The sequence below is a fragment of the Thiothrix caldifontis genome (assembly GCF_900107695.1).
Taxonomy (GTDB): Bacteria; Pseudomonadota; Gammaproteobacteria; order Thiotrichales; family Thiotrichaceae; genus Thiothrix; species Thiothrix caldifontis.
Genome location: NZ_FNQP01000043.1, coordinates 1 through 12,583, shown reverse-complemented (window position 1 = coordinate 12,583; position 12,583 = coordinate 1). Strand labels below are relative to the sequence as shown.

Sequence of the window (12,583 nt, the reverse complement as noted above, 5' to 3'; positions counted from 1 at the left end):
GGCAGGATTGCCCATCCAGCCAAACACCAAGCTGCGGATGAAGTTCGAGCCGCTGAGTTTGCGCTGGCGTTGAATGAAGCCGCTTTTTTTGCTAACGCGTCCGCTTTTTCATACAAGATGGCTTGCAATGCGGTGGCTACTTTTGTCAGTATCAATGCGCGGTCTCCTTGTCGAAGTCGATCTATTCGGTGTGCAAAACTAATAGCCTACCAGAGAGGGAGACCGCTTTCGCGGGTTAAAGTTGATGCGTATAGGGCGAAAAAGTTTCCGCCCTTGCCTGTCAGTTAATCTCAGGCAGCAGCCCTATGAGTTTTATGGACTGGCGTTCTGCTTACTAAATGGCCTCTCTCGTTGTAGGCATACATCAGCATACCTTTACGTACATGCACGGCATCCGGCGTATAACCTTGCAGCCCATCCTCTGGGTTACATCCTACTGCTGAAATGGAAGTCTGCTGCCTGCCTTTTTCATCGTAAATATAAACTAATGTACCTTTTTGAATAGCTTTACCGATTGCCATGAATAATACTCCTCGTTTATTAATTAGTTGATCGTCAACTTATGACGTTTGGTGTTTTCTTTCTTGGTCAGGGTGATTTCAAGCAGGCCATCCTTAAATGTGGCTTTTGCCTGGTCAGCTTCAACATCACAAGGTAAACCCAGTACATGGTTTATATCCCTTGTGGATATTTCACGACGATAATAAACACCTTTTTCTTCTTCTTTTTCTTCTTTTTTGGTGCTGCCTTTAATGGTTACAGTGTTATCACTCACGGATATGTCAAGGTCATCCTTGTTTATGCCGGGCGCTTCAACCCTAACCAGTATTTCTTTATCGCGGTCAATAACATCAATGCTCGGAGCAGAAAATTCCCGCATGACTTTGTTCAGGCTGTTGCGTCCCATATTCCCCCAGCGGCGCTTCCACCATTGTGGGAAAAATCCTTCCATCCATTGTTCCATTTCTTCAAATGGAGACATAACTTCAGTGGCAGATTGCTTTTGAAGTTCTTGAGATTTTTTTTCATCATTAAACATGACTTTTCTCCTATGTCTTTCATTAAGCAATAAACTAAAGTGATTTAAACAAAGAATTCATGTGGTGGCACAAACTTCCGCGCTATCTCGGCTTTTGCTTCGAGCCAATCTTTTAGTTCACTTCCAGGTTTAAAACCTCTTGCTTGCGCTTTGTAATAAGCGGCGACCTCAACCTTACTGTGATTTTTAGTTTGCCACCCATTACTTTTCGTATAATCTGTATGCAGTCTTGCTAATTCAGCATTGCCCATTTCAGAATACATGGTCATGTCGATCACCTCCCTACTTTGCTATGCAATTATCAGGTTTATGGCGATTGAAAATAATTTAACCAATCCGTTCTCACCTCGCTGCGCTATTATACCAAGGAGCGATGGCTGGGAATGTCGCTATATCCATGAGTTTCTTGAGGCGTAAACCGCTACATAGGCATTAAATAGGTGAATTCCGCAAATAATATTCGCGAGTGTGAACAGGCTCTAGCAGACTTGAAAGAGAGCGAGGAGCGTATCAAGGCGATTGTCAACACAACCGCTGATGCCATTATTGTCATTAACGGCAGGGGTTGCATCGAGCATTTCAATCCGGCAGCAGAGCGCATGTTTGGCTATGAAGCGTCTGAGGCTATTGGTAAAAATGTCAGTATGTTGATGCCCTCCCCATACCGCGAGCAGCATGACGGCTATCTGGCTCGCTACTTGCAAACCGGCAAGCCCCATATTATTGGTATGCGCCGCGAGCTGGTCGGGCAACGCCAAGATGGTTCACTGTTCCCGTTGGAACTGGCGGTTAGTCGGGTAGATCATCTGGAATATTTCACCGCCACGATCCATGATCTTTCCGTAAACCGAGCGTTGGAGCAGCAATTGCTTTCCATTGCCGAGCAAACCCAGCGCCAGATTGGTCAGAGTTTGCACGATGATGTGGGGCAGGAACTCACCGGTATGACCATGAAACTGCAATCCCTAAAGAAATATTGTGCGGATTCCCACGTCCCAGAACGCCAGTTGCTGGATACCATCATTGCCGATTTGAGCCGTACCCGCCAAAAATTGCGCACGCTCTCGCACGGGCTGATTCCCGTCGCAGTCGATGCTCAAGGTTTACCCCATGCATTGCAGGAACTGGCTGCTGACATCAATCGGTTGGATGGCGTTGTTTGCCGCTTCACCTGCTGCGAGGGGGTACAAGTGCGAAGCAATTTGGTCGCCAACCAGCTTTTCCATATTGCTCAGGAAGCGCTGAACAACGCTGTCCGCCATAGCCAAGCCAAAACGATTGACATTGTGCTGGAAGCTGTCGGGCAGCAGATCAGCCTGCTCATCACCGATGATGGTTGTGGCATTCCTGTTAATGGGCAACGTAACCATCGGGGGATGGGCTTACCCATTATGAAATACCGTGCAGGCGTTATCGGTGGGAGTTGTATGATTGAAGCGCAGGCAACAGGCGGGACGCAAGTATCTTGTCAAGTATGGGATAAGCGATGAAACAGGACAAAGTGTGCCGGATTTTTATCGTTGATGATCATCCGGCGGTGCGCCAAGGGGTGATGGCGATTGTCTCCCACGAGCCGGACATGCTGATCTGCGGTGAAGCAAGCGGTGTACCGGATGCCATGCAGCACATAGCTACCCTCATGCCTGACGTGGCGGTGATCGACATTTCGCTGAAGATCGGCAATGGCATTGATCTGGTCAAGCGCGTCAAGGCGGAATATCCAAGCGTCAGGATGCTGGTCTGGTCAATGTTCCCTGATACCTTGTATGCCGCACGTGCCTTGCGGGCAGGTGCATTGGGGTATCTTAATAAATCGGATTCCACTGAGCAGTTGGTTGAGGCTATCCGTATGGTTGCTCAAGGGAAGATATACCTGACAGAAGAAACCTCCGCGCGTCTCTTGCAGGAGAAGTTTAATAACCCTGTCCGGGAGGATGGCGCACTGTCGCTTGACCTGTTATCAGACAGGGAGCTGGAAGTTTTCAAGTTGATTGGTGAAGGGGTATCAACCCAGCAGATTGCCGAATCCATCATGCTCAGCATTTCTACCGTCGAAACTTATCGCCAGCGCATCAAGGCTAAACTGAACATTAATAGCAACACGGAGTTGGTACGCAGTGCAGTGCAATGGTTGCTGGAAACCAGCCAATAAAACTGATCACTGATTCTCAGATGAGTTTGGTCATGAAAATACGTTTAAAGGCAATGGTGGGAGGAAGAAGTGCGCTATCATAAATAACATAAGGTTGGCAATGTTTAAGAACATAAGGAGTTAACATCATGGCGATCTTAATTGTTGTTGCTAATGCAGCGGCAGCGCGTTTTTTTAGTGCCGAGCCGTTAAATGCAAATGCTCCGCTTATTGAGCTGGAAGATAAGGTTCACCCTAGCTCGCGTTTACATGGACGTGATTTGGAAACAGATTCACCGCCGCGTGTATTTGATTCACAAGGTCATGCACGTCATGCCATAGAACCGAAAACGGATATAAAAGAGCAGCAAGCGGATGCTTTTGCACTGGAGTTAAGTAATTATCTGGAAGAGATGCGTAATACTAATCGTTATGACAAGCTGTACATTATCGCATCCCCCCATTTCCTTGGCTTATTGCGTGGACATTTTAAGCAGAGGGTAACGGAATTGCTGGCTGAAACTGTGGATAAAGACCTGACCCATCATTCGGTAGAAGACATCCGCGCCCATTTGCCTGATTTTATGTAATGGAATGCCGGGGGGCGCATGATGGAATATAAGGATTATTACAAAATCTTGGGTTTGACCAAAGAAGCCACACAGGATGAGATTAAGCGTGTCTACCGTAAATTAGCGCGTAAATATCACCCCGACATCAGCAAAGAAAGCAATGCCGAGGAACAATTCAAGGAAGTGGGTGAAGCCTACGAGGTTTTAAAAGACCCGGAGAAACGCGCCGCCTATGACCAGTTGGTTGCTGATTTACAAGCCCAGCGTGATTTTCGTCCACCGCCACCAAGAAGTGGGGGAGCGGCGCATTCTGCCGATTTTGATGATTTTCTTGCCAATCTGTTTGGTCAACGCGGGCGGGGTGGTGCTGGTGGTGCAGGTCGGGTGTATCAGGAAAACGGGGAAGATGTCCATGCCAAAGTGTCAATTGATTTGGAAGATGCCTATCGGGGTGCGACGCGCAGTTTGAACTTGCGCTCTTTCCAGCAAGAACGCAGCCTCAATATCAAAATCCCCAAAGGGGTTAAGCAAGGCCAGCATATTCGCTTGCAAGGGCAAGGCAGTCCCGGCATCGGTGGTGGTGCAGCAGGCGATTTGTATCTGGAAATCGCCTTCAATCCGCATCCGCTGTACCGCGTTGAAGCGCTTGATGTGTATCTGGAATTACCGATTGCGCCTTGGGAAGCAGCTTTGGGTGGCAGTGTCAAAGTACCAACCCCCAATGGCGCAGTCGATATGAAAATTCCGGCGGGTGCATCCAGTGGGCGTAAGTTGCGCTTGAAAGGGCGGGGAATTCCCGCGCAGACACCGGGTGATTTCTATGTCACCTTGAAAGTTGTGATGCCGGACACCTTCAGTGACAAGGCCAAAGCACTGTACAGCGAATTGGCACGTGAACAAGCCTTCAATCCGCGTGCCGGAATGGGAGTGTGAATGATGCAAATCGTGAAACGAGAGGAAATAGTCGAGGGTATTTTGGAAGAAAACGCACTGTTTTCACTGGAGGAACTGTGCCGTTCTTGCCGCCTGCCACTCGAACAGCTTTTGGAAATAGTGGACGAGGGGATTATTGAACCCGTCGATTACCAGCAAACCACCACGAGTTGGCAGTTTGCAGGCAATAGCGTGGTGCGGGTGCGTACCGTGATCCGGCTTCAGCGCGATTTGGGTGTCAATCTGGCAGGCGCTGCCTTAGCGGTGGAATTGCTGGATGAAATCAAGGTGTTGCGGGCTAATCTTCTTTGAGGCGCTGCACGCAAACAGTCTGGGTGGTCGGGTGTACCGCTGGGCCAAACTGATTATAGACCGCCACATCCGCCGCATCCCGCCCATAACCGAGAACCACATAGCCGCCTTTGAGTTCGGCTTGCGTGGCATCAAACGTATACCAACGTCCGCCGACATAGGCTTCAAACCAAGCGTGTAAATCCATCGGGTCGAGTTGGTAAAGATAGCCCACCACCATACGGGCAGGAATACTCAAACTGCGGCACAAGGCAATGCCAAGGTGCGCAAAGTCACGGCACACACCCGATTGCTTGAGGTTGACCTCTATCGCTGACACCGGAATGTTGCTGCTACCCGGTGCGAAGAGGATATTGGCACGCAACCAAGCCGCAATCGCTGCGACCTGATCGTAACCCGCCCGTTGCCCTGCGGTAATCTCAGTTGCCATCTGCCCAAAACGGTCGGATTCGCAGTAACGGCTGGGCAACAAATAACTGAGTTCAGCATCGGGAAGCTTTTGCACTTCGACAAACGGCGCTCCCCGTGCTTGATCCACATGGTCTGCGGTCATTACTTCGGCAGAGGTGTACACCGTGAAAATCCCTCGTGGTGCAACCAGCCGCTGACAGAGGTTGCCGTAGTTATCGGTGAATTCAAACACCGACACGCTGGGCACGAGGCGGTATTCCTCGCGAGTAATCCATTGCTGCATACCACTGCGCGGGCGCAACATCAGTACAAACGGCGTTGGTGCTGGAATTTCAAACGCCAAATCGCAGCTCGTGTATAATTTCATAAATTGGTTAAACTCATGTTGACTGAATAATTCGATGTGATTTTAACCTCAACGTAATGCTCCATATGATCATCCAACAAGGGAATAATACCGTCAGGTTGCTCAATACCATCCAGTGTAATAATACTGTCAGGTTCATGAGTATTTAATTGCACAATAACGATGTGGTAAAGCGTTTCCCGGTAGCGGTACAGCATCTTGAATCCCGCCCACTCTGGCGGTAAACACGGTTCAAACCGCAAGCTATCGCCTTCGCGCCGCAATCCCAGCAATGATTCGGTAATTAGCCGGTACATCCAGCTTGCCGAGCCGGTATACCACGTCCAGCCGCCGCGTCCGGTATGCGGGGCAACGCCGTATACGTCGGCAGCAATCACATACGGTTCGACCTTGTAGGTTGCCACGGTTTGCGTTGAATTGGCGTGGTTGATCGGGTTAATCATCCCCAGCAATTCCCACGCGCGTGCGCTGTCGCCCAAACTGGCAAACGCCATCGCTGCCCAAATCGCCGCGTGGGTATATTGCCCACCGTTTTCGCGCACCCCCGGCACATAGCCACGGATATAACCGGGGTTCAAGTCGGAAGTATTGAACGGCGGGTCTAACAATTGCACCAGCGCATGATCGCGGCGCACCAGATGCGTATTCAGCGATTGCATGGCTTGCGCGGTGCGTTCGGGCGCACCCACGCCAGAGAGTACCGACCAGCTTTGTGCAATCGAATCAATCTGGCATTCAGGGTTGCTGCTCGAACCCAGCGGTGTGCCGTCGTCGAAGTAGGCACGGCGATACCACGCACCATCCCAGCCGTGGCGTTCCAGATTTTGGTGCAATTGGTAACGTTCCTGCTGGCAACGTTCGGCAAAGGGAATGTCATTGCGCTGTTTTGCCAGCTCGGCAAATTGCCCCAGCACTTCGCACAGGAAAAAGCCCAGCCAGATGCTTTCGCCTTTGCCCTCGATGCCGACCAGATTCATGCCGTCATTCCAGTCGCCCGACCCCATCAGCGGCAAACCGTGTTCGCCAAAGCGCAAGCCGTGCAGGATGGCGCGGACGCAATGCTGGTACAGGCTGGCAGCTTCGGCAGAATGCCCCGGCAAGTCGTAGTACGAATCTTCCCCGGCATTCACCGCCCGTCCGCTCAGGAAACCGCGTTGCTCATCCAGCACCGCCATGTCGCCCGTGGTCAGGATGTAGCGGCATGTCACTAACGGCAACCACAAGTAATCATCGGAACATTGCGTGCGCACCCCACGGTCGGACGGTGGATGCCACCAGTGTTGCACATCACCTTCCGCAAACTGATGCCCAGCACACAGCAGCAAGTGTTCGCGGACTTTGTGCGGTTCGGCATGAACCAGCGCCATCACATCCTGCAACTGGTCGCGGAAACCGAATGCGCCGCCGGACTGGTAATAACCGCTGCGCCCCCACAAGCGGCAACCCAGCGTTTGGTACAACAGCCAGCCATTGGTGAGCATGTTCACCGTCGGATCAGGCGTTTCCACCTGCACCGTGCTCAAGGTTTGTACCCAATAATTTTGTACCTGTTTGAGCGCGTCGAGTGTTGCCTCCATGCCCCGGAAACGTTGCACCAAAGTGTTGGCATCGTGCATATCGCGCCCCGTGCCCAGCTTGAAAACGATTTCGCGCTCGCGTCCTGCCGCCAGTTCAAACGGCACTTGGATAGCCGCGCACGGGTCAAGTGCTGCGCCAACTTTGCCAGACAGGTATGCGCGTTGCAGTGCCGCCGGATGACGCAACGAACCATTGCGCCCGATGAATTCGGCACGGTCGCCCGTGACAGTGCGATTGTTATCATCCATCGCGAAGAACGCTACCCGCTCGGCAAACTCCATGCTGTAAGGGTTGCGGGCAAATAATGCGCCTTGTGGAGCAGTGCATTCAGTAATCACATGCGGGGCGGATTTCGGGGTCAAATCGCCCAGCACCCATTCCACGTAACCTGTGGCAGAAAGCTGGCGGGTGCGCCCTGATGCATTGCGTACTTTCAATACTGAGAATTTGACCGAGGCATCCAGTGCCACAAACACCGTGAGTTCCGAGTAAATGCCGTTTTCATTGTGTTCAAACACACTGTAACCGAAACCGTGGCGGCTGATGTACGCGCCCGTTCCCGGACACGGTAGTGGCGTGGGCGACCAGAACTCGCCGCTGTCTTCGTCGCGCAAATACAGGGCTTCGCCGCTTAAATCGCTCACCGGGTCGTTATGCCACGGGGTTAATCGGTATTCGTGGGCATTTTCGCCCCACGTATACGCTTGCCCACTTTCGGAAATGACTGTGCCAAAATGAGGATTTGCCAGCACATTGACCCACGGCGCAGGCGTGGTCTGATCGTTGGTTGGGGTGATCACGTATTCGCGCCCGTCAGCGGTAAACCCGCCCAAGCCGTTGAACAGGATCAGGTCGTCGCGTGGCAACAAACTGCCCACGGTTGGCGGGGCAGACAAGGGGTAGCGGTTGGGTTTGAACGGCGGCACGCGCACATCCAACAAGCCGCGCCGATTGACTTGATCGGTCAGCGAACCTTTGCTGTCGGTGATAATGACGCGGGCAACCGATTGGATCAGGATGCGGTCTTCGCTGGAAATCTGGTCGGCATGGCGTACAAAAATACCACCGGGGCGGTCGATGACGTGCGCTTCTACGCCCCACGCAATCAGCCCCATGATTTGTTCTTGCAGCAATTGGCGGTAGCCTTCGCGGTCTTCATTCCAGATCACCAGATCCACCGTCAAGCCTTTCAAACGCCAGTAGGCATGGGCTTTGACCAGTTGGCGTACCAGTTCGATATTGTCCAGATCCTTGATTTGCAACAGCACAATCGGCAAGTCGCCGGAAATGGCGTGCGCCCACAAGCCGGATTGCCCCCGATGATTGCTGATCAGGGTGCTGGCATCTGCCCGCAGCAAAGCGTGGGAATAGATCACCGAATTGGCAAGCCGCCCGTACAGTTGCGCTTCGGCTTCGCTGGCATTGAGCTGGCGCAATACCACCTGGCTGTGTGTCCACGCCAGATCGAATACGCGGTCAGCAAGGCGGCGGTCACGGTATTTTTCCACCAGTTGCAGGCTGGCTTCGCGGGTATCGGCGATGCCCATGACCATATCGAGCGTCACCGAGGCTTCCGGTTCGAGGGTGATGCGGTGGCGGATGGCGACGATGGGGTCAAGCACTGCGCCGACGCTGTTGGACAGGTGATCGGCGGTGGTCATGGCGTGCGGCGCAACCAGCGTATTGCCGCGCCCGATGAATTGCGCCCGGTCGGTTTCATACGAAATGCCGCTGGAATCGCCTTCGTGTACCGCCATCAAATGGAACAGCCAGGGGCTGTGTTCGTCGAGGGCGCGGGGGCGGCGGGTACACAAAATAGCTTGCAACGGTTCAACGATTTCGGTTTGCACAAACAGCTTGCTGAAAGCGGGGTGCAAGGTGTCGGAAGCAGGGGATGCCAATACCACTTCGGCGTAACTGGTGACTTCGATGGTGCGGCGTAGCGGTGAGTCGTTGGTGATGCGCACGCGGCGCAAGCCAATATCATCTTCCGGCGACACCACGATGTCGATGTGCGTATCGAAATCGTGGTCACGGCGGCGGAATTCGGCACGGCCTTCCGAGAAAATGGCTTCGTAATGGTCTGCGGGAGCAAGCGTGGGTTGATGCGCGGTTGACCAGAACTCACCACTGGCTACGTCGCGGATGTAGCAGAACGTGCCCCAATGGTCGCGAGTACTGTCTTCGCGCCAGCGTGTGACTGCCAAATCCTTGTAACGGCTGTAACCGCCCCCGGCATTCGTTACCATGACGTGGTAACGCCCGTTGGATAACAACTGCACTTCGGGGATGAGCGTATTCGGGTTATTGAGTACCCGGATCGGGATTTGCGGTTCGCTGGAAGCTAGCAATACTTCCGCCACTTCCGCTGCTTGCGTGTAGAACGCGGTGGCTTTAGGAATGCGTTCTTGCAGCAATAACAACGTCGCCTGAAATTGTGGGTTGGCAGCAAAACGCCGTTGCATCGGGCGATCCAGCAGCAAATACGCCAGTGACAGCAAACTCATGCCCTGATGGTGAGCCATGAAGGACTGGATGACGACCCGCGCTTCTCCGCGCCGCTGGCGGGATGGGGTGTAATCAACCGCTTCATAGAAACCAAACTTGCCCACCACGCCATCGGCGGCAAGGCGTTGCAGGTTTTGGCAGGCGGCTTCGGGGTCAACCATCAGCGCCAGTGCTGAGGCATACGGGGCAATCACCAAATCTTCCGCCAGCCCGCGTTTCAGCCCCAAACCGGGGACACCAAACGCACGGTATTGGTAATTGAGATGCACATCGACGGTGTTATAGCCCGATTCCGATGTACCCCACGGCACGCCACGTTGTTTGCCATAGGCAATCTGGCGTTGCACCACCGCATGGTAGGTCTGGTCGATCAGGGTATTGGTATAGGTCGGCATGACCAGCAAGGGCATTAGGTATTCAAACATCGAGCCGCTCCACGACAGCAGCGTTGGCTCGCCGTCGGTGGTAATCAACAAGCGCCCTAGAGCAAACCAGCTTTCTTGCGGCACTTGTTCCTGCGCAATCGTCACGAAATTGCACAACCGCGCTTCGGAGGCCAGCAGATCGTAGTAACTCGCATCGCGGTGGCGTTCGGTCACGTTGTAGCCAATCGCAAACAAGCGGCGCGGCTTGTCATAGAGGAAATCGTATTGCATACACGCGAGTTCGCTGGCTTGCAACGCCAATTGTTCAAGTGCCGTAATCCGCTCCTGCGCCCGCCGACTGCTTGCCGGATTCAGCAACAATTCCCGCAAAGTCGGGATGCCTTCAAGGTCATCTCCCGCCCCATCCGGCACAAGCAAGCGCAACTCATCCAGATGCCCCCGACACTGCCGCACCAACGCAACCCCCCAATCTTCTGTAGGAGCTTGCCCCGCAAGCGATTCCCCCCCACCGCCAATGCCATCAAATGTTCGAGGCAATGCTTCGCCGCTGCCAGCGTCGTGGGGCGGGTGGTCTTGGCGGTTTCCAACGCCGCTTGCAAGGGGATCAATTGATGCGGTGTCATCCCTTGTGTATTTTCCAGCAATACCCCAAAGGTATCCACCAAGCCTTCCAGCCACCGCGCCGCCAAAATCGGCTGATCCGGCAACGCCAGCAGCCCCGGCTGCAAGGTCAGTAAATGCCCACCCAGATTGCCGCTATCCACCGTAGACACATACATCGGCAACAACGGTTGCAACGATTGCGTGTCATACCAGTTGTAAAAATGCCCGTGGTAACGTTCCAGACGCTCCATCGTGCGCAAGGTATTCGCAGTACGCTCAATCAGCCCACCCAGCGGCAAGTAACCAAAATCGTAAGCCGCCAAATTCGCCAGCAATGCCATGCCCATATTAGTCGGCGAAGTACGATGCGCCACGCCCACGTCACGGTACACCTGATAATTATCCGGTGGCAGTCAGTTATCTTGCACCCCGACTAGGTTCTCAAAGTAAGCCCACGTCTTGCGGGCAGTCTTCCTGAGAAACACGGTCTGATCAGGTGTTAGCTTGCTGGTACGGCGAGCCAGCGGTTCACTCATCCACCAAATAATGGCAGGCGCTAACCACCACAACAGCAGGATGGGTGCTGCTACCAGCAAGGCTTTCGGGTATACCAGTACCAGATACAACCCCGTGACCACGGCAATAAACGGCGCAATCCACATCGTTCGGTAAGCGGCGGCAAGGGTGGTGCTGTCGCGGTTGGCTTCGCTTGATGGATTCCATTCCAGCAGCCGTTGCTTTGAAACCGCCATCCGCCAGATGGTGCGGATAATCGCATCCAGACTGAAATAGGCTTCGTAAGGCAGGCAAATCAGCGTCAATGCGGCTTGGGCAAAATGCCCTTCCGCCGCCCGCATTTCAGCCGCAAGGTGTTGGCTTAACAGCAAGTCGGCAGGCTTGCGCACCAGACTCAACAAGGACGCACTGACTGACGGGATCAGCAAAATCGCCAGTACCGCCAGCGTCCAGAATCCTGCCATTGGCAACACTGTCCAGCCCAACAGCAACAACAGGGTCAAAGCCGCCGCAGTAAGGCTGCGCCGCAAGTTATCGAATATTTTCCAGCGTGACAGCCACGACAACGGGTTTTTCTGGCGTTCTTTCCCTGCTCCCGGCACGGAGGGCAACAACCAGCCCAGCAACTGCCAGTCACCACGAATCCAGCGATGCCGACGGCTGACATCGGCGCTGTAACGCACGGGGTATTCTTCATACAACTGAACATCACTGAGCAGCCCCGCCCGCGCATAACAGCCTTCCAGCAAGTCATGACTGAGGATGCAGTTTTCCGGCAAACGCTCACCCAGCGCTTGCTCGAACGCATCCACGTCGTAAATGCCTTTGCCGATGAACGAGCCTTCGTTGAACACATCCTGATACACGTCGGAGACGGCTCGGGTGTAAGGGTCGATACCTGATTCCCCTATACGCATCAACTTTAACCCGCGAAAGCGGTCTCCCTCTCTGGTAGGCTATTAGTTTTGCACACCGAATAGATCGACTTCGACAAGGAGACCGCGCATTGATACTGACAAAAGTAGCCACCGCATTGCAAGCCATCTTGTATGAAAAAGCGGACGCGTTAGCAAAAAAAGCGGCTTCATTCAACGCCAGCGCAAACTCAGCGGCTCGAACTTCATCCGCAGCTTGGTGTTTGGCTGGATGGGCAATCCTGCCAGCACATTGGATGGATTAAGTCGGACAGCCGCCTTCCAACAGCTCCCCATTAGTCCACAGGGACTG

Annotated in this window: 13 protein-coding genes; 6 read left to right on the top strand and 7 right to left on the bottom strand. The window is 53.4% G+C overall.

Features of this window, described 5'->3' with window-relative positions; genetic code table 11:
- Nucleotides 1-290: 290 nt before the first annotated feature.
- From BLV87_RS18455 to BLV87_RS18445, 3 genes are read right to left on the bottom strand one after another with little or no spacing between them, the layout of a single operon-like run.
- Complete coding sequence (locus tag BLV87_RS18455) at nucleotides 291-521, bottom strand: hypothetical protein (protein ID WP_093071079.1); 231 nt, start codon at nucleotides 519-521, stop codon at nucleotides 291-293.
- A gap of 23 nt (nucleotides 522-544) precedes the next feature.
- The gene (locus BLV87_RS18450; RefSeq protein ID WP_093071078.1) at nucleotides 545-1,039 is read right to left on the bottom strand and encodes an Hsp20/alpha crystallin family protein; all 495 of its coding nucleotides are present in this window, start codon (nucleotides 1,037-1,039) and stop codon (nucleotides 545-547) included.
- Nucleotides 1,040-1,083: 44 nt separating this feature from the next.
- A complete protein-coding gene (locus BLV87_RS18445) occupies nucleotides 1,084-1,308 on the bottom strand; it encodes a DUF2934 domain-containing protein (protein ID WP_093071076.1) in 225 nt (74 codons plus the stop codon).
- A 171-nt stretch (nucleotides 1,309-1,479) separates the two neighbouring features.
- Between BLV87_RS18445 and BLV87_RS18440 the strand changes: the two genes are divergently transcribed.
- The 5 genes from BLV87_RS18440 (at nucleotide 1,480) to BLV87_RS18420 (ending at nucleotide 4,987) form a co-directional block, all read left to right on the top strand.
- Complete coding sequence (locus tag BLV87_RS18440; RefSeq protein ID WP_093071074.1) at nucleotides 1,480-2,529, top strand: sensor histidine kinase; 1,050 nt, start codon at nucleotides 1,480-1,482, stop codon at nucleotides 2,527-2,529.
- A complete protein-coding gene (locus tag BLV87_RS18435; RefSeq protein ID WP_093071073.1) occupies nucleotides 2,526-3,191 on the top strand; it encodes a response regulator transcription factor in 666 nt (221 codons plus the stop codon). The genes BLV87_RS18440 and BLV87_RS18435 overlap by 4 nt, the downstream gene beginning before the upstream one ends.
- A 128-nt stretch (nucleotides 3,192-3,319) precedes the next feature.
- On the top strand, nucleotides 3,320-3,760 hold the full coding sequence (locus BLV87_RS18430) for a host attachment protein (protein ID WP_093071071.1): 441 nt from the start codon (nucleotides 3,320-3,322) through the stop codon (nucleotides 3,758-3,760).
- 18 nt (nucleotides 3,761-3,778) lie between these two features.
- A complete protein-coding gene (locus BLV87_RS18425) occupies nucleotides 3,779-4,675 on the top strand; it encodes a DnaJ C-terminal domain-containing protein (protein WP_342719788.1) in 897 nt (298 codons plus the stop codon).
- Between the two features lie 3 nt (nucleotides 4,676-4,678).
- On the top strand, nucleotides 4,679-4,987 hold the full coding sequence (locus BLV87_RS18420; RefSeq protein ID WP_093071081.1) for a chaperone modulator CbpM: 309 nt from the start codon (nucleotides 4,679-4,681) through the stop codon (nucleotides 4,985-4,987).
- On the opposite strand, the gene BLV87_RS18415 is transcribed toward BLV87_RS18420, so the two are convergent.
- The 4 genes from BLV87_RS18415 to BLV87_RS18405 all read right to left on the bottom strand — a co-directional run bounded on the left by BLV87_RS18415 (nucleotide 4,974) and on the right by BLV87_RS18405 (nucleotide 12,273).
- Nucleotides 4,974-5,765 carry a transglutaminase-like domain-containing protein gene (locus BLV87_RS18415; protein ID WP_093071069.1) on the bottom strand — a complete coding sequence of 264 codons (792 nt, stop codon included), beginning with the start codon at nucleotides 5,763-5,765 and terminating at the stop codon, nucleotides 4,974-4,976. The genes BLV87_RS18420 and BLV87_RS18415 overlap by 14 nt on opposite strands.
- Nucleotides 5,762-10,507 carry a glycoside hydrolase family 94 protein gene (locus BLV87_RS18410; RefSeq protein WP_245707074.1) on the bottom strand — a complete coding sequence of 1,582 codons (4,746 nt, stop codon included), beginning with the start codon at nucleotides 10,505-10,507 and terminating at the stop codon, nucleotides 5,762-5,764. The genes BLV87_RS18415 and BLV87_RS18410 overlap by 4 nt, the downstream gene beginning before the upstream one ends.
- An 80-nt stretch (nucleotides 10,508-10,587) precedes the next feature.
- Complete coding sequence (locus BLV87_RS19900; RefSeq protein WP_245707073.1) at nucleotides 10,588-11,232, bottom strand: hypothetical protein; 645 nt, start codon at nucleotides 11,230-11,232, stop codon at nucleotides 10,588-10,590.
- A gap of 21 nt (nucleotides 11,233-11,253) precedes the next feature.
- Nucleotides 11,254-12,273: a hypothetical protein gene (locus BLV87_RS18405; protein WP_093071065.1), complete on the bottom strand. Its 1,020-nt coding sequence runs from the start codon at nucleotides 12,271-12,273 to the stop codon at nucleotides 11,254-11,256.
- 89 nt (nucleotides 12,274-12,362) lie between these two features.
- On the opposite strand from BLV87_RS18405, the gene BLV87_RS19610 reads away from it, so the two are divergent.
- Nucleotides 12,363-12,536, top strand: a complete 174-nt coding sequence (locus BLV87_RS19610) for a hypothetical protein (protein ID WP_175517799.1) — start codon at nucleotides 12,363-12,365, stop codon at nucleotides 12,534-12,536.
- Nucleotides 12,537-12,583 lie beyond the last annotated feature (47 nt).

Bases quoted from the DNA above. Each gene is read 5' to 3' on its own strand.
- BLV87_RS18410 (WP_245707074.1), bottom strand. From the start codon at position 10,507: ATGCAATACGATTTCCTCTATGACAAGCCGCGCCGCTTGTTTGCGATT.
- BLV87_RS18420 (WP_093071081.1), top strand. From the start codon at position 4,679: ATGCAAATCGTGAAACGAGAGGAAATAGTCGAGGGTATTTTGGAAGAA.
- BLV87_RS18405 (WP_093071065.1), bottom strand. From the start codon at position 12,273: ATGCGTATAGGGGAATCAGGTATCGACCCTTACACCCGAGCCGTCTCC.
- BLV87_RS18430 (WP_093071071.1), top strand. From the start codon at position 3,320: ATGGCGATCTTAATTGTTGTTGCTAATGCAGCGGCAGCGCGTTTTTTT.
- BLV87_RS18435 (WP_093071073.1), top strand. From the start codon at position 2,526: ATGAAACAGGACAAAGTGTGCCGGATTTTTATCGTTGATGATCATCCG.
- BLV87_RS18455 (WP_093071079.1), bottom strand. From the start codon at position 521: ATGGCAATCGGTAAAGCTATTCAAAAAGGTACATTAGTTTATATTTAC.
- BLV87_RS18415 (WP_093071069.1), bottom strand. From the start codon at position 5,765: ATGAAATTATACACGAGCTGCGATTTGGCGTTTGAAATTCCAGCACCA.
- BLV87_RS18425 (WP_342719788.1), top strand. From the start codon at position 3,779: ATGATGGAATATAAGGATTATTACAAAATCTTGGGTTTGACCAAAGAA.
- BLV87_RS18450 (WP_093071078.1), bottom strand. From the start codon at position 1,039: ATGTTTAATGATGAAAAAAAATCTCAAGAACTTCAAAAGCAATCTGCC.
- BLV87_RS18445 (WP_093071076.1), bottom strand. From the start codon at position 1,308: ATGACCATGTATTCTGAAATGGGCAATGCTGAATTAGCAAGACTGCAT.